The organism is Amycolatopsis decaplanina DSM 44594 (assembly GCF_000342005.1).
Classification (GTDB): Bacteria; Actinomycetota; Actinomycetes; order Mycobacteriales; family Pseudonocardiaceae; genus Amycolatopsis; species Amycolatopsis decaplanina.
This window is the reverse complement of the sequence record NZ_AOHO01000065.1, coordinates 40,187-57,081: the sequence shown is the minus strand read 5'-3', so window position 1 is coordinate 57,081 and position 16,895 is coordinate 40,187. Positions and strand designations below refer to the sequence as shown.

Sequence of the window (16,895 nt, the reverse complement as noted above, 5' to 3'; positions counted from 1 at the left end):
TCATTCGGGCGGTGTGCCCGCGTGGGCGCGGAGTTCCGCGGCCGTGCGACGGGCATGCGCCAGACCGTCGAGGATCCATTGGGGAGGCTGCCGGTCGTTGGTCGCGATCCGCTCGTAGGCGGCGACCAGCCTTTCCGCGATCTTGAGCCGGGCGGCCGCGGCCGCCGGTTCGCGCCCTGCTTCGGCGTCGCCCTGTTCTGACGGGATCGTGACCAGGGCGAGGTGCCCGGTCGGCGAACGAGTCGCTTCCGTCGTGGACTCGGCGGAGACATCGGGGCGCCGTTCCGAGGGTGGCAGCCGTCGAAGGCGGAAAGCCGTCTGCTCGGTGTGTCCTGGCACATCCTCGCGGCGGGAGTCCTGCGAGGGGAAGGGATCCGCCCGGAACCGTGCGACCGAGGGCCGGTACCGGGTCCGCGCGGACTGCGGTGTCGCCCCGTCGAGCGCGTACGCGATCTCCTGCCAGGTCTTTCCGTCGAGTAGTGCGGCGACCACCGCCGCCTCGACGATCTGCTGCGCCATTCCGATCAGGCCGGGGGTGATCCCGCGTGGAGCACGCGTCCTGATCCGCCATGGCGTCCACTCGGGCGGCGTTCGCGGCGAGATCGGCCAGTTCCGCCGCGTGCGCGGCGAGGATCAGATGAGCCCGGGTGGCAGCGGTGGGGATGGAGTGGCGTGTGGTCACCGTCCACTCCTCGTGGCGGACCGGGGGATCGGCAGGAGGCTCGCGGAATCCCGCATGCCGTGACTCACAGGTGTTCTCACCTTCTCTGGATATGCAAAATTGCATAAATATGCAATTAAGGGACGTGCGGTGGTGTCAAGAAACGCGAGTTGTGCCCTGATCGGGTGTGGTCGCGGCTGTTCTGCGCGAGGTGAGGTTCGGCGGTCCTTGATGTCGGGCACGATCAGGGTTGTGCGGACGGCTGGACCTGCGGGGAAGGGATGGCGATGAACAGCTCCCTGCATCAGGCGACGGCGGAGTTCTTCAAAACCCTGGGGCATCCCGGTCGGATCCGCGTGCTCTAACTACTCGGCAAGCGGGACCATCACGTCTCGGAGCTGCTCGCCGACCTCGGCATCGAGCCCGCCAATCTGTCTCAGCAGCTCGCCGTGCTGCGCCGCGCCAACCTGGTGGTGCCACGCAAGGACGGCACGACCGTCTCCTACTCGTTGAGCGGTCCGTCGGTCGCCGAACTGCTCGCCGTCGCGCGGGGCATTCTGACCGGTGTCATAACCGGCCAGTTGGAACTGCTCGACGATCTGCAGAATTCCGCCGGTGTCTCCGGCGACGCGCATTCACCTGAAGCAGGATGAAAAGTGTCGATCGGATCATTTCGGATATTCATGACCTCATGGTGATCGTCATTTGTTTTCCTTGCCGGCGTCAGCGTGCTGCTCGGTCAATTCGGAATTGTCCTCGCCGCCGCGGGGGAGCGCGCCATTCCCGGCGGTCGCCCTCCTCGTCTCCTCGACCAGAGAGTCGAAAATGGGGGTTCCGCACAGCTCCACATGGTCCTCCGTCGTGCCGGTCCTCGTGCCCGGTCATCTTGCCTGGAACGACTTCGTCGATCCAGTTCCGCCGGGCAATACACTCGATAGAGCTCACCCTCGGGGGTGAGCTATTCGCCGACCTGAAAAGTAAGTGCCATCGGTTTTGCGGAAATAATGATTCCGCTTCCCTGCGCGGGCGGGAAAGGATTTCCCATCGCCGCGTGCGGTCAGTGCGGAGCGGAGAACTCGACCCGGTAGCGGGTCGGTGTCGTGCCCAGCGCGGTGGCGAAGTGCTCGCGAAGACGGGCAGGCGTGCCGAAGCCGGACTGTGCGGCGATGGCGTCGATACCGAGCGCGGTCGTCTCGAGAAGATGCCGTGCCCGCGCGAGACGTTGCGCGACAAGCCAGTTGTGGACGGTGGTCCCGGTGCGGGCACGGAACGAGCGGGTGAACGTACTCCGGCTCATATGCGCCCTGGCGGCGAGACCGTCGATGCTGTGCCGCGTGTCCAGATGGGACTGTACCCAGCTCATCACCTGGGTGAGCGGATCCTCGTCCGCGGCGGGTACGGGAGACTCGATGAACTGCGCCTGGCCGCCGGGACGGTGTGGTGCGGCGACGATCCGGCGGGCGACGCGGTTGGCGACGACCTGACCGGCCGTGCGGGCGAGCAGGTGAAGACAGGTGTCGATGCCGGCGGTCGCACCCGCACCGGTCACGACGTCGCCTTCATCCACATACAGCTCTTCGGGACGCAGTTCCACCGAGGGGAAGCGCCTCCGGAACGTTCCGACCCATTTCCAGTGGGTGGTCGCGGCGCGTCCGTCGAGGATGCCGGCGTCCGCGAGGGCGAAGACGCCCAGGCAGAGTCCGACGACGAGTGCCCCGCGTTCGTGCGCTGTCCGCAGAGCGGCGGACACGGGCGCGGGTGTCGGGGTTTCCGGGTCGGACCACCACGGCACGACGACGATGTCGGCGTCCGCGAGCGCATCGAGGCCCGCGGGGACGTCGATCGCGTAGCCCGCGCTCGTAGCGAGCGTGCCCGGCTCGACGGCGACGACCGTGATCGGCCACGGCTCCATGTCGCCCGCCGGAGATTCGGGGCCCCACACCAGCGACGGCACGGCGAGGTGGAACGGGCTGATCCCCTCGAACGCCAGGACGGCCACACTCGGAGCGGTCATCGATCCCTTTTCTCGCGGATGTCGGCCGATCTCGACCACGGCTGACCCGAATCCGTATCTCGATATCGGATCGGGTCAGACATCATGGTAGCCGTACCGACGGAAAGCGAAGGAAACACGCGATGACCAGCACCACTCTCCGCGAAATAAGCACCCTGCCGACGACCCCCGCATCGCTCTCGGACGCGACGGTGATCCTCGTCGACTACCAGAACACCTACACGCGCGGCGTGATGGAACTCGACGGCTGGGAAGCGGCGCTCGACGAGGCGGCCACGTTGCTGACGCGCGCCCGTGCCGAGGGTGCGACGGTCATTCACGTCATGCACGATGGCGGCGAAGGCAGCCCGTACGACCTCCAGCAGGACATCGGCCGGATCCACGAGCGTGTCGCCCCCGGTCCGGGTGAGCAGGTCGTGGTGAAGACCGCGCCGAACTCGTTCGTCGGGACCCGGCTGGGGGAACTGGTCGACGCCGCAGGGCACCGGGACGTCGTCGTGGCCGGGTTCATGACCCATATGTGCGTCACGTTCACCGCCGAGGGCGCGTTCCTGCGCGGGAACACCCCGACCGTGGTGGCCGCCGCCTGCGCCACGCGCGCGCTCCCGTCCGTCGCCGGTCCGGTGACCGCCGCGGAACAGCACCGTGCGGCGCTCGCCACGATCGGTGATCTCTACGCCGTCGTCGTCGGCTCCTCGGCCGGGCTCGGCTAGGCCATCACTACCCAGGACCTGCGAGGCCGCGCTCTCACGTGGATCATGAAGGTATTCCCGCCGCCGGAGCATCGAAGGGGTCGTGATGGCCAAGCCCAACGTCGCCGAGCAGTTCGTCCAAGTCCTGGTGCAGGCCGGGGTGGAACGGATCTACGGCGTGGTCGGAGACAGCCTCAACCCCGTCGTCGACGCCATCCGCCGCACACCGGGCATCGACTGGGTGCACGTGCGCAACGAGGAGGCCGGTGCGTTCGCCGCGGCCGCCGAAGCCCAGCTGACCGGACGGCTCGCGGTGTGCGCCGGCAGCTGCGGTCCCGGCAACACCCATCTGGTGCAAGGGCTTTACGACGCGCACCGCACCGGCGCCCCGGTTCTCGCGCTCGCCTCGCACATCCCGTCCGGCCAGATCGGTACAGGCTTCTTCCAGGAGACCCATCCCGAGCGGCTGTTCGTCGATTGCAGTGGCTATTGCGAGCAGATCAGCAGGCCCGCCCAGATGCCCAGGGTGCTGCGGATCGCCATGCAGCACGCGTTGTCCCGCGGCGAGGTGTCGGTGCTGGTGCTGCCCGGCGACGTCGCGCACCTCGACGCAGTCGCGCCGACCGGGACCGGAGTGCCGGTCACCGAGCACGGAACGGTCGTGCCGCCCGAGCCGCAGGTGGCACGGCTCGCCGAGTTGATCAACGAAGCCGAGACCGTGACCTTGTTCGCCGGCGCCGGGGTGCGCGGCGCGCACGCCGAGGTGATGGACCTGGCCGGGACCGTACAGGCACCGGTCGGCCACAGCCTGCGCGGCAAGGAATGGATCCAGTACGACAATCCCTACGACGTCGGGATGAGCGGTCTGCTCGGCTACGGCGCCTGCTACCGGGCCATGCACGATGCGGATCTGCTGGTCCTGCTGGGCACCGATTTCCCTTACGACTCCTTCCTTCCCCAGGCGCGGACCGTGCAGATCGACCACGACGCGACCCGGCTGGGCCGACGCACCCCGCTGGAACTGGCGGTGCACGGCGACGTGCGGGAGACCCTGCGAGCCGTGCAGCCGCTCCTGCGGCGCAAGACCGACCGGACGTTCCTTGACCGCATGCTGCGTGATCACTGCAAAACGCTGGAACAGGTCGTCGATGCCTACACCCGCAACGTCGACCGGCACGTGCCCATCCACCCCGAGTTCGCTGCGGATCTCCTCGACGAACTCGCCTCCGACGACGCGATCTTCACCGTCGACACCGGTATGTGCAATGTGTGGGCGGCCCGGTACCTCACTCCCAACGGGCGCCGCCGGGTCATCGGGTCGTTCCTGCACGGCACCATGGCCAACGCCTTGCCGCATGCCATCGGCGCGCAGTTCGCCTATCCGGGACGTCAGGTCGTGTCGATGTCCGGCGACGGGGGACTGGGAATGCTGCTCGGCGAACTGCTCACCGTGGCCTTGCACGACCTTCCGGTCAAGATCGTGACGTTCAACAACTCCTCACTGGGCATGGTGAAGCTGGAGATGCTGGTCGACGGCCTGCCCGACTATCAGACCGACCATCGCCCGGTCGACTTCGCCGCCATCGCCAGTGGTGCGGGACTGCGCGCCGAGCGGGTGACCGACCCCACCAGGCTGCGTGCGGCTCTCAAGGAAGCACTGAGCCACGATGGCCCCGCGCTGGTGGACGTCGTGACCGACCCGAACGCGCTGTCCGTCCCGCCGCACATCACCGCCGGTCAGCTCGGTGGATTCGCCTTGGCCGCGAGCAAGGTCGTACTCGAAGGCGGGGTCGGCCGGATGATCGACCTCGCCCGTGCCAACCTCCGCAACATCCCACGGCCATGAGCGGAGTTGACGCTTCGTTGTCCGCCGGCGGACGGCGCTTTCGTGTGAGGGGAGGGACGACACGCGGCGGAAGCCGGCCGCGGGTGTGTCGTCCCTCCAGCCACGCTTAAGGCAAGCGGGATCACGCGACACCAGAGGCGGCACCGGACCCAATGTCACGTAGCTTAACTTGATCAACCTTTTGAACTGCGGTTTCTCATCGGCGATGGTAGTCGGTGCGATCTCGGGCAGGTTTCTCCATTGTGGACAGTGGCTGGTGTGGCGACAGGGATACGTGGGGCGTTGACCGAGGGGGGTGTGAGTGATAAAGGTCGTTCTAACGACCTTTATCACTCACAACCCCTGTGTCGACGCCCCACCAGCCACATCAGCACCGCCGAGCAGCACTCAGGGAAACCTGGGCCCCTGCCGTTCTGCTCCGGCCAGGACAACGGCGACATGGAGCTGGTTTTCATATTCAAGTTAAGCTACGTGGCATTGACACTGGACCTGTACGAGGACTATTTGCGCGACGGCGCGCCCGTTCACGGCTGGATATCGCCGGGGTCATAACGCTATGCCGCCGAATGGGCGCCGTCCTTTCTGAACCGCGACAGAACCGCATTCCAGTGCGGGTGTGCATGTCGTAGCGAGCCTTCTCCGATGCCCGGTGGCGAAAGTCTGCTGATCCCGCAGGAGTAGATCATCAAGCTCCGCCGCGGCGTGGATGGCGAAAAGACCAGTGGGCCATTTGCGGCAAGGAATCGCCGCATGTGGCTCAGCGGACGGCGGCGGAGGCACCCGGATTCGCAGTCGGCGAGATGGTCCAGCGTCCGCGATCCCGGATGACCACGTGGACGCCCTGGCGGCCTCGATCCCTTGCCCTGCTGCGGATTTCGCAGCATCCGGAGTCGCGGATAGACCGCTGCCGAGGTGTGTATCCGTACTTCACGGAGCCGAATTCTGTGGAATTCACAGCCTGTCGGGTAATTGATCTTTACGAGCGAAGCGGAGGGCTTGACAGGGCGACATCCACTGAGTAAACAAAGGTGTCGCCGGCTTCTGAGTGCCGGACGGCCAGGGTGGGAATTCGAAAATCAAAGGGGGCACTGGGGGGAGCGGGTCTTTCTGACGGGACTCGCTTTTGAGGCATAGGTCATTCTTGGTCGACACTTTTGTGATGGCCTGTTCGGTCGCGTCCGCATCATTCCGTGCATGGTTTCTCAAATCGGTCATTCCTCTAGGCAAGGAGCTGTCATGGGAAAAATCGCCGTCCTCACCAACGACCTCCAGGGTGACGTGGTCTACCTGACCCCCGAGCGCACGGCGGTGATGGCCGACGCGCAGCCCCACTACATCGCCTTCCTGGACGAGATGCGCCGTCGAGGTCACACGGTCTACCACCTGCAGCTGATCAACCTTCCCGACGACCCGAACGCGAACCGCAGGGCGGACGGGACATTGCCGCTGCAACGTGACACCGAGGGCGCGGCGATTCTCCCCGCCTTCCTCGGCGAGGGTGACGTCATCGTGGAGAAGAACAAGGACAGCGGTTTCTACGAGACGAAGATGCACGAACTGCTTCAGGAAGCCGGCGTCGAGACCGTCGTCGTCACCGGTCTGCAGACACAGATCTGTGTCCAGACCACCGCCGCCGACGCGTTCTTCCGTGGCTACAACGTCTGGGTTCCCTCCGAATGCGTCGTCTCCGACAAACCCGAGGATCGTGATCGCTCGCTCACCTGGCTCGCCGGGTACTGCGCGACGGTCGCGAGTACGAAGGAGATTCTGGAAACCCTCGACACCAAGGGTGAGCTCCCCCGGATGGTCGTCAAGACCCTTCCTTGAGCCCTGTCCGAAGGGCTTCCGGCCCCTCGCTCGAAGAAAGGAAGGACGTCCGATGGCAAGCTCGGTGACCGGCCTCGGCGAGGTCGTCCTCGACCACGGAAGTGGAGCCAAACTCAGTGGTGAGTTGATCTCCTTCGTCGTCGACACGCTCGGCGAGGTGTACGTCGGCGAGATGGAGGACAGCGCGATGCTCTCCGTTCCCGCCGGCCGGATCGCGATGACCACGGACTCGTTCGTGGCCGATCCGCCGTTCTTCGGCAACGGGGACATCGGCAAGATCTCGGTCTGCGGCACCGTGAACGACCTCGCCGTGGTCGGCGCGCGGCCGCTGTACCTGACGCTCGGGATGATCCTGGAGACCGGGCTCCCGATGGCCCGTGTCCACCAGGTGTGCACCTCGATCCGGGAGACGGCTCTCGAGGCAGGCGTCCAGATCGTCTGCGGAGACACCAAAGTGGTCCGTAAGGGCGAGGTCGACCAGATCTACCTGAACACCGCCGGCATCGGCGTCTTCGAGCGCGCACCACTCCGGATGCGTGACGTGCGACCAGGTGACCGGGTGATCCTCAGTGGACCGATCGGCAACCACACCGTGCACCTGCTCTCGATCCGCGAGGGCCTCGGCTTCGAGCAGCGTGTGCTGAGCGATTGCGCGCCGCTGAACGGTCTCATGGACGCCCTGCTGACCACGGTCGGAGACGGCGTGGTGCACTCGGTCCGGGATGTCACCCGCGGTGGGCTGGCCGCCGTCCTGCACGAGTACGCGAGGGCGTCCGGGCACGCCGTCAGGTTCGAACAGAACAGGCTGCCCATCCAGTTCGAGACCGTGATGGCCACGGACATGTTGGGAATCAACGCGATTCACGCCGCCAACGAGGGTTGTCTGTGCCTGTTCGTCGATCCGGCGGCGGAACAGGACGTGCTGGCCGTACTTCGCTCGCACAAATACGGCGCCGAGGCGACGACGATCGGCGAGGTGACGGAGGACGCGGACCCGCTCGTCCTGATGCGCGGCGCGGACGGACGGGACTCCGTGGTCGAGGAACTCCAAGGCGCCGAGCTGCCGCGTCTGTGCTGAGCAGGGAGGTGACGAGATGCCGAGTAGCGATTCGAGCGTCCGGCGAAGCATCCGCGTGACCGGCGTGGTCCAAGGAGTGGGGTACCGGCCCTTTGTCTACAAGCTCGCGTTGAACTGCGATTTGACCGGGTGGGTGCTCAACGATCCGGAGGGGGTGCTGATCGAGGTCACCGGCCGCCCGGCGGAGATACGCCGCTTCACCGAAGGCCTCGACACGGAGGCTCCGCCCCAGGCCAGGGTCACGGCCGTCCAGGTGACCGACCTGCCCGAGGCCACCTCGAAGCCGGAGGGGTTCACCATCCGGCAGAGCAGGCACGACGGCCTCCGCACCACGGTCGTCCCCGCCGACTCCCACGTCTGCGCCGACTGCCGTGCCGAGTTGCGGGACCCGGCCGATCGCCGGTACCGCTATCCCTTCATCAACTGCACCAATTGCGGCCCGCGGTACTCGATCATCCGCGAGCTGCCCTACGACCGGGCGGTCACCACGATGGCGGGCTTCACCATGTGCCGCCCGTGTGCCCGCGAGTACGAGGATCCGCTGGACCGTCGGTATCACGCCCAGCCCAACGCCTGCCCGGACTGCGGTCCGCGGCTGCTGCTGGCCGGCCCCGGCGGCGAGACGGCGGCGGGGGAGGAAGCGCTCTCCTCGGCCGCGAGCGCGCTCGCCGAGGGCGGGATCGTCGCGGTGAAGAGCGTCGGCGGATTCCACCTCGCGGTCAACGCCCGCGACGGCGAGGCGGTCGCCCGGCTCCGGGCCCGCAAACGGCGAGACTCCAAACCGTTCGCGGTGATGGCGCGAGATCTGGACACGGTCGGAGATTTCGCCGAGGTCCGTCCGGCCGAGGCCGATCTGCTGCTCTCTCCGGCTCGGCCGATCGTGTTGCTGCGTAAGCGATCCCCGGGACTGCCGGAGCAGATCGCGCCACGTAACCCCAATCTCGGCATCATGCTGCCGTCCGCGCCGGTGCATCACCTGCTCGTCGACCACGCCGGACTGGACACGCTGGTGATGACCAGCGGCAACATCTCCGGCTACCCGATCGTGTTCCGCAACGAGGACGCGCTGGCGCAGCTGTTCGCGGTCGCAGACCTGATCCTCTACAACGACCGTGACATCGAAGTCCGGGTCGACGACTCGATCGTCCGCTATTCCGGGCATCCGGAACTCGGCGAGGGGCTGGTCGGGTTCATCCGCCGGTCCCGCGGCTATGCGCCGTATCCGGTGGAGGTCGGCACCGAACTGGCACCGCTGGTCGCCTACGGCGCCGAGCTGAAGACGACGGTGGCGTTGAGCAGCGGCTCACGTGTCTACGTCAGCCAGCACATCGGCGATATCAAGAACGACGAGACCTTCGGGGCGCATCGAGCCGCCGTCGGTCATCTCGCCGGCCTGCACGACCTTCACCCGCGGCACGCCGCCGTGGACCTGCATCCCCAGTTCCGAGCGACCCGCTTCGCCTTGCAGGAGCAGGGCGAGGCCTTCGAACAGGTCGTCACGGTCCAGCACCATCACGCGCATATGGCCTCCTGCATGGCGGAGAACCGGCTCAGCGGCCAGGCCATCGGCGTCATCTTCGACGGCACCGGATACGGAACCGACGGGACCATCTGGGGCGGCGAATTCCTCGTCGGCGGCTACCGCGAGGCTCGCCGCGTCGCGCATCTGCGGACCGTGCCGCTCTTGGGCGGCGACAAGGCGGTCACCGAACCGATCAGGACGGGTTTCGCGCTGGCACTGGACGCGTTCGGCGAGACCAGCGCCGCGCTCGACGCCTTTCCGGTGCTGGAGACCTTCGACGAACGGCAGCGGCATGTCTTCGCCGCCATGGCTCAGCGGGGGATCAACGCACCGCCCGCCTCCAGCATGGGCCGGCTGTTCGACGGCGTCGCCGCCCTGCTGGCCATCACCACGCACGCCGAATACGAAGCACAGGGACCGATCGAGCTGGAGGGGCTGCTCGAACGCGACTTCACCATGGCCGAGCGGGGAGACCGGTACCGATTCGGCCTGAACGGGCAGGAAATCGATCCCAGGCCGGTGATCCGGGCACTCGCCGCGGACCTTGCCGCCGGGCGGGACTCCGCCACGTTGAGCCGTCGTTTTCACTCGGCCGTGGTCGACATGGTCGTCGAACGCTGCGAAGCGCTCCGCGATTCCGGCACCCACCAGGTGGTGCTTTCCGGTGGCGTTTTCCTGAACGAATTCCTGCTGGTCAACTGCATGGTCGAGCTGCGCGGGGCGGGATTCGACCCGTTCTGCCATCAGCAGGTGCCGACCAACGACGGCGGCATTTCGCTCGGCCAGATCGTGGTGGCCGACGCCAGGCTGGGAGACAACGCGCGATGAAGAAGTACCTGATCACCGGAGGGCGCGGGTATATCGGATCGGTGCTGACCCGGAGGCTCAGTCGCTCCGGAGCACAGGTCGTGGTCCTCGACAACGGTCTGGTCGGCGGTCCGGAACTCGAGTCGCCCGGGGTCACCTACGTCGACGGCGATGTGCTTGATGCCGCGTCTTGGGAGAAGGCCCTCGACGGCGTGGACGCCGTGGTGCACCTGGCGGCGATCGTGGGCGATCCCGCCTGCGGCGTCGACACGGACACCGCGTGGGAGGTCAACTATCTCGGGACCATCCGCGTCGCCGAGGCCTGTCGCCGGGCCGGGGTGAGGTCGCTGGTCTTCGCATCCACCTGCAGCAACTACGGATTCACGGCGGACGCGGAAGTGGACGTCTGGTCGCCCATGGCTCCCCAGTCGGTCTACGCCGAATCCAAGGTGCTGTCCGAGCACTACCTGCTCTCCCTGCCGCGTGAGGAACTGTCCACCCGGCTGCTGCGGTTCGCCACCATCCACGGCCTTTCCCCGCGGATGCGGTTCGATCTGGCCGTCAACGTCATGACGGCCAACGCGGTGGAGCGCGGTGGTGTCACCGTGTACGGCGGTACCCAGTGGCGGCCCTTCCTGCACGTCGAGGACGCGGCCACGGCGGTGCACCTGGTCCTTCAGGATGGCAGGCGTACCGCGCCGAGCGTTTACAACTGCGGGTTCGGCGAAGAGAACTACCGCATGGACTCCATCGGCGAACTGATCGCCGAGGAGATCTCCGGCGTTCGCATGGAGATCCTCGAGGAGCACACCGACCCACGGAACTACCGGGTGAATTTCGACCCCATCCGCCGGGAATTGGGCTTCACCCCGAGCCGCCGGGTCATCGACACGGTGCGGGAAATCCGGGACGCCATGCGCGAAGGGAAGTACCTGGACTTCGCCTCGCCCCGCTACAGCAACTACTTGACCGCGGTGGCCCAGCGCGTGGACCCCGTCTCGGCGTAGGCACGCGTTCCGCGTTTCCGTCCTCATTCCTCAGGAGCCTGACCATGACCGACATCAGCACCGGCACCCGGCCCGGACGTTTTCCCGAACTCGTTCCGATGGTCCGCCCGACCGTGGAGGCCGACGCGGAGATGGAGCTGGCCATCAAGGAGATCCTCCAGTCGGGCATGCTCACCAACGGGCGCCACGTGAGGGAATTCGAGGAAGCCGCGTGCGCGTACCTGGGTGTCGGTCACGCGGTCGCGGTCAGCAACTGCACGACCGGCCTGATGCTCGTGTTCCGCTGCCTGGAGCTGACCGGCGACATCGTGGTGCCGAGCTTCACTTTCATGGCTTCCGGTCATGCGATCGGATGGTCGGGGAACCGGGTCCGGTTCGCCGACGCGGATCCCCGCACGTGGACCCTCGACCCGCATGCGGTGGCCCCGCTCGTCCAGGACGCGGCCGGCGTGCTGGCGGTGCACACGTTCGGCGTTCCGTGCGACACCGGCTCACTGCAGGAGCTGTGCGACTCCCGGGGCATTCCGCTGGTCATCGACGCCGCGCACGGCTTCGGCAGCCGCTATCCCGACGGGACCATGGTGGGCGGGAAAGGCGTGGCCGAGGTGTTCAGCCTCAGTCCGACCAAGACCCTCAGCACCGGAGAGGGCGGGTTGATCACGACGAACGACGCCGCTCTCGCCGCCAGGCTGAGAACGGCGCGCGACTACGGTAATCCAGGGGACTACGACAGCCGGTTCTTCGGGCTCAACGGCCGGATGACGGAGGTCTCCGGGTTCATGGGCGTCCACGCGCTCAATCGGTTCTCCCACTGGCTCGGTATCAGGCGTTCCCTCGCGGAACGGTATCGCTCCCGTTTGGACGGACTCCCCGGCCTGTCGTTCCAGGCGATTCCGGAGGGCGCCGCGAGCTCGTACAAGGACCTCGGGATCCTCGTCGACGCCACCCGCTTCGGGATGACCCGCGACCTGCTCGCCGAGCGGCTGGGAAGTGAGAATGTCAGCACCCGCAAGTACTTCAGCCCGGCACTGCACCAGCAGACCGCCTACCGGGACATTCCCGTGGTCGCGGACCTGTCCGTGACGGAGGAACTGGCCGCGAGCATGATCACGCTGCCGCTCTACTCTCACATGCCCGCGCGGGTCGTCGAGGAGATCTGCGACCTCATCCGCGAAATACACGCGACAGCACAGAAAGCAGGCGGTAGAGCATCGTGAACGACTACGTGGCGGAACTGCGGAAACTGGTCGGGACCCGGCCGCTGATCCTTCCCGGAACCTCGGTCGTGGTCACCGACCCGGCCGACCGGGTCCTGCTTCTGGAGCGGGTCGACACCGGCGGCTGGGGGCTGCCAGGTGGCCTCATGGAGCCGGGGGAGTCGTTCGAGGAGACCGGGCGTCGCGAAGTCAGGGAGGAGACCGGCCTGGAGCTCGGGGACCTGAACCTGCTGGGGCTCTTTTCCGGGGCCGAGTACTACTACCGTTATCCGAACGGCGACGAGATCTACAACATCACCGCCGCCTACGTGGCCAGGTTGCCGGAGGACGCCGCCATCGTCCTGGACACCGCGGAGAACAGCACATGGCGTTTCTTCGGGCTGGACGAGATCCCGGACACCGTGATCACCCCGGAGCAGCCGATCATCGCGGAGTACGCCAAGGTCGCGTCATGACCGCGCCGGATTCCGGCTTCGCGGAGTTCATCGAGTCCGGCCTACGCGAAGCGTCCAAAGTGGCCGTCGGGATGCGGGGCGCCGGCCAGGTGAAGGTCAAGCCGGCGGACGTCAACCAGGTCGTGACCGACACCGACCTGGCGATCGGCGCGCTGCTGACCGGGCGGATCAGGGAACGCTATCCGCGGCACGCGATCCTGGAGGAGGAGAGCGGCGGGTCACCCGGTGACGCCGGGGTCACCTGGATCGTGGATCCGTTGGACGGCACGAGCAATTACGCCGCGGGCAGCCCGCTCTACGGCGTGATGATGGCGGCGGTCGGTCCCGAGGGCGTCCTCGCGGGCGGGCTCGCGCTGCCGGAGTTCGACACCGTTTACGTCGCCGAGTCCGGCCGGGGAGCCACGCGGAACGGGCATCGGCTCGCGCCGCTCCCGGCCACCGGCCCCGACCGGTCGCTGGTGGCCTTCGGAATGGACAAGGGTGCGCCGGAGGTGATGGCCGGTGAAGGCAGGCTCGCCGCGGCTCTCGGGACGGCGTGCCTCGGCGTCCGCATGAGCAACAGCGTCTTCGACATCTGCATGGTGGCCGATGGCGCCTACGGGGCGTTCGTCCATCGCGGCTGCCGGATCTGGGACGTGGCGGCCGCGCTGTGCGTCCTTCAGGAATGCGGTGGTGTCTGCACCGATCTCGACGGGCGGCCCCTGGATCTCACCGACCCGCTGGCGATGGCGGATGAGGTCTTCGAAGTCTGCCTTGCTTCGGCCAGTGTGCATCCCGCCGTGATGGCCGCGCTGAAAGCGGTGGCTCCCGCGTGAGCGGCCCCGTCCGGCACGGGCAGGACACCAAGGTGAGCCTGTTCGCCCTCATCCTGGGGCTGACCTGCGGCTACGACGCCACCGCGATGGCGGGCGCACTGCTGCTGGTCACCGACCATTTCGGACTCACGACGACACAGCAGGGCTCGCTCTACGCCGCCACGGCGGCAGGCTGGATCCTCGGCGCCGTCCTGGGCAGCAGGCTCGTCAACTCCCTCGGCCGCCGCAAGACCCTGCTCGGCTTGACGGTCCTGTACCTGGTGGCCACCGGCCTGACTGTCACAGCCGCGAATCCGCTGTGGCTGGGCGTGGGACGCTTCGGGCAGGGCACCGCGATCGGCATCGCCATCGTGACGACCCCGATCTTCATCGCCGAATCGGCCACGACGCGCGCTCGCGGGCGCATCGCGGTCCTTTACCAGGTCGCGACCTCCGTCGGGATCGCGATGGGCTACTTCGGCGGATACTTCCTCGCGGACAGCGGGCAGTGGCGGCCGATGCTCGCCATCCCCGGCGTCCTCGCGCTCGCCGCCGCGCTCTGGCTGCTGGGGCTCCCCGAAACCGACCGCTGGCGGCAGCTCCGCCGGGAGCGTGAGACCGGTTCGGCGGCCACCCGCCCGGCGGGCGCCTTACGCGGCATACTCGGTCCCCGGCACCGGAGACTCACGCTTTTCGTCGTCACACTGGGCTTTTTCGTTCAGGCGACGGGTATCAACGCGATGGTGTTCTTCAGTCCGCGGATCTTCCAGCACATCGGCTACACCGATGACTTCGGGCTGCTCGTCCTGCCCGGTTTCGTCCAGCTCGCCGGAGCCGCCGCGGCGCTCGTCTGTGCTCTGACGATCGACCGATTCGGACGGCGGCCCGTGCTGCTCACCGGCACCGCTCTGATGGGCATGGGACATGCGTTCCTGGTGATCGGCTTCGCCGCCGGTTCTCCTGGTGTGGTCGGCTTTCTCGGTCTCGTCACCTTCATCGTCGGCTTCAATTCCGGCTTCGGATCGCTGGTGTGGGTCTTCGCGGCGGAGGGGTTCCCGGATCACCTGCGAGGCGCCGGAGCGTCGGTGATGCTGCTGACGAACCTCACGACGAACCTTTTCGTGGCCCAGTTCTTCCTTGACGTGCTCAACGCCATCGGCGGCCTGTCGACCTTCCTCGTCCTCTTCGCCATCACCGCGCTGGCCTGGATCTTCGTGTTCGTCGCCGCACCGGAGACCAAGGGCCGCTCGCTGGACGAGGTCCAGTCCTATTGGGAGGCGGGCAGGCGCTGGCCCGTCACCGACGACACCCATGCCGCGGCGTCCTGAGCCGCGATCGGTGCTGGTGATCGGCCATGCCATCGCGGCCGGCCGGGTGTTCAAGGCGGCGGGTCTGCGGGTCACGGTGGTCGACAGCGATCTGACGACCGCCGCGGCCGACCCGGCGTTCGCCGATTCCACCTACCTGGAGCCGGTCGACCCCGTCACGGTCGAGAAGATCATCGCCAGGGAACAACCGGATGCCCTGTTCCTCACCTGTGGCGGACAGGCCGCGCTCGATACCACTGTCGCGCTGTACGAGTCCGGCGTCCTGACCCGGTACGGCGTCGAGCTGATCGGCACCGATGTCGACGCGATCCTGGCCCGCGAGGAGCTCGCGGTTTCGCCACCGATGTCCGTGCGCGGCTGGAAGAAGTTCGAGCTCGAACTCGTGCGTGACCACGCCGGCAAGGTGGCGGTCGCCTGCGTGCGGGAGGAGTTCGATCCGGCAGGGACGCTGACCGGTGGGGCGTACCAGCGGATGCGTGACGTGGCGGTCGAGGTGACCCGGGCGGTCGGCCTCGGTCCCGGTGGCTGCACCATCGGCTTCGCGGTCGACCCGGGCAGCGGACGCACGGTCGTGACCGGGTTCGATCCCAGGGTGACCCGGTCCAGTGCGCTCGTCGCGGAACTGGCCATCGGACGCGCACTGGGCGGCGTCGAGCCGTGCCATGACCACTTCGTGGTCGCGGAGACGCGCTCGGACGCCACTGGGTTTCCCGTACCGGACCGACTTCCCGGCGATGCGATCGAAATCGTCGTCGACGCCCTGTATGACGGCTCCGAGTTGTACCTGGGCGGGGTCATGGAGCGGATCGAGGGCGTGTACGTGCTGCCGCCGATCACTCTCGGCCGGTCCGATCTCGCCCGGATCCGCGAGTCCACCCGTGCCCTGGCCGAAAGCACCGGGATGCGCGGACCGCTCAACGTCCGGTATGCGCTCGCATCCGGTGTCCTGTGTGTACTGAAGCAGAATCCGCGGACCGGTCACACGGTCCCGTTCGTGTCGAAGGCCACCGGTGTTCCCTTGGCCGAGGCCGCCGCGCGGGTGCTGCTCGGCGCCGGCATCGCCGACCTCCGTGCGGAGGGTCTGCTGCCCGCCGCCGGGGACGGCGGCACCTTCCCGCCAGGCTCCGCCGTCGCGGTCAAACATGGTGAGGTGATGGGGATCGACTCGGCTTTCGGCGCCGCTTACGCCAAGGCGCATGCCGCCGCGCACGGGCCGCTGCCCACCAAGGGCAAGGTGTTCCTGTCGTTCGCCGGTCGCGACAACCGGACGATGATCTTCCCGGTGAAGGCGATGGTGGACGCCGGCTTCGAAATCCTGGCCACCGGGAGCACCGGCGACGTCCTCCGCCGCATCGGCGTACCGGCCACGATCGCCCGTGAACCCTCCATCGTGGACATGGTGATGGCGGGTGAGGTCGTCCTGGTCGTCGACACCCTGTCCAGGGCGCGGGGGATCCGCGCCGCCGCGGTGGCCTGCGGTATCCCCTGCTTTTCGACCGTCCGTGGTTTCGCCGCGGCGGTACAGGGGATCGAAGCCGTGGATCGCGGACAGGCGAGCGTCGTCTCGCTCCAGGAGCACATCGCCGAACTGCGGTCGGTCCGGGAGCGCACCACCGAGCAGACCGGCAGCCTGACGTGAGTCGGGCC

At 67.4% G+C, this 16,895-nt stretch carries 13 protein-coding genes and 1 pseudogene; 12 read left to right on the top strand and 2 right to left on the bottom strand.

Features of this window, described 5'->3' with window-relative positions; genetic code table 11:
- Positions 1-519 carry a hypothetical protein gene (locus H074_RS24180; protein WP_007032694.1) on the bottom strand — a complete coding sequence of 173 codons (519 nt, stop codon included), beginning with the start codon at positions 517-519 and terminating at the stop codon, positions 1-3.
- A 522-nt stretch (positions 520-1,041) separates the two neighbouring features.
- Between H074_RS24180 and H074_RS24175 the strand changes: the two are divergent.
- Positions 1,042-1,314 (top strand): annotated as a pseudogene (locus H074_RS24175) (ArsR/SmtB family transcription factor); the annotation flags it as partial.
- A gap of 404 nt (positions 1,315-1,718) precedes the next feature.
- Here the strand turns inward: H074_RS24175 and H074_RS24170 are convergent.
- Positions 1,719-2,675 carry a helix-turn-helix domain-containing protein gene (locus tag H074_RS24170; RefSeq protein ID WP_039923298.1) on the bottom strand — a complete coding sequence of 319 codons (957 nt, stop codon included), beginning with the start codon at positions 2,673-2,675 and terminating at the stop codon, positions 1,719-1,721.
- A gap of 122 nt (positions 2,676-2,797) precedes the next feature.
- On the opposite strand from H074_RS24170, the gene H074_RS24165 reads away from it, so the two are divergent.
- The 11 genes from H074_RS24165 to H074_RS24115 all read left to right on the top strand — a co-directional run bounded on the left by H074_RS24165 (position 2,798) and on the right by H074_RS24115 (position 16,887).
- Positions 2,798-3,388, top strand: coding sequence for a cysteine hydrolase family protein (locus H074_RS24165; protein ID WP_007032691.1), 591 nt, complete (start codon positions 2,798-2,800; stop codon positions 3,386-3,388).
- A gap of 85 nt (positions 3,389-3,473) precedes the next feature.
- A complete protein-coding gene (locus H074_RS24160; protein ID WP_007032690.1) occupies positions 3,474-5,213 on the top strand; it encodes a pyruvate dehydrogenase in 1,740 nt (579 codons plus the stop codon).
- A gap of 1,236 nt (positions 5,214-6,449) precedes the next feature.
- Positions 6,450-7,040 carry a cysteine hydrolase family protein gene (locus H074_RS24155; protein WP_007032689.1) on the top strand — a complete coding sequence of 197 codons (591 nt, stop codon included), beginning with the start codon at positions 6,450-6,452 and terminating at the stop codon, positions 7,038-7,040.
- Positions 7,041-7,092: 52 nt separating this feature from the next.
- Complete coding sequence (gene hypE / locus H074_RS24150) at positions 7,093-8,118, top strand: hydrogenase expression/formation protein HypE (protein ID WP_039923264.1); 1,026 nt, start codon at positions 7,093-7,095, stop codon at positions 8,116-8,118.
- A 16-nt stretch (positions 8,119-8,134) separates the two neighbouring features.
- Positions 8,135-10,468 (top strand): carbamoyltransferase HypF, encoded by a 2,334-nt coding sequence (gene hypF, locus H074_RS24145; RefSeq protein WP_007032687.1) that lies wholly within the window; start codon positions 8,135-8,137, stop codon positions 10,466-10,468.
- The gene (locus tag H074_RS24140) at positions 10,465-11,454 is read left to right on the top strand and encodes an NAD-dependent epimerase/dehydratase family protein (RefSeq protein WP_007032686.1); all 990 of its coding nucleotides are present in this window, start codon (positions 10,465-10,467) and stop codon (positions 11,452-11,454) included. Before hypF ends, H074_RS24140 begins: the two co-directional genes overlap by 4 nt.
- Positions 11,455-11,498: 44 nt before the next feature.
- Positions 11,499-12,671 carry a DegT/DnrJ/EryC1/StrS family aminotransferase gene (locus tag H074_RS24135; protein ID WP_007032685.1) on the top strand — a complete coding sequence of 391 codons (1,173 nt, stop codon included), beginning with the start codon at positions 11,499-11,501 and terminating at the stop codon, positions 12,669-12,671.
- Positions 12,668-13,126, top strand: a complete 459-nt coding sequence (locus H074_RS24130) for an NUDIX hydrolase (protein WP_007032684.1) — start codon at positions 12,668-12,670, stop codon at positions 13,124-13,126. Before H074_RS24135 ends, H074_RS24130 begins: the two co-directional genes overlap by 4 nt.
- Positions 13,123-13,941: an inositol monophosphatase family protein gene (locus H074_RS38815; RefSeq protein WP_007032683.1), complete on the top strand. Its 819-nt coding sequence runs from the start codon at positions 13,123-13,125 to the stop codon at positions 13,939-13,941. Before H074_RS24130 ends, H074_RS38815 begins: the two co-directional genes overlap by 4 nt.
- Positions 13,938-15,248, top strand: a complete 1,311-nt coding sequence (locus H074_RS24120; RefSeq protein ID WP_007032682.1) for an MFS transporter — start codon at positions 13,938-13,940, stop codon at positions 15,246-15,248. The genes H074_RS38815 and H074_RS24120 overlap by 4 nt, the downstream gene beginning before the upstream one ends.
- The gene (locus H074_RS24115) at positions 15,232-16,887 is read left to right on the top strand and encodes an ATP-binding protein (protein WP_007032681.1); all 1,656 of its coding nucleotides are present in this window, start codon (positions 15,232-15,234) and stop codon (positions 16,885-16,887) included. The genes H074_RS24120 and H074_RS24115 overlap by 17 nt, the downstream gene beginning before the upstream one ends.
- Positions 16,888-16,895: the final 8 nt, after the last annotated feature.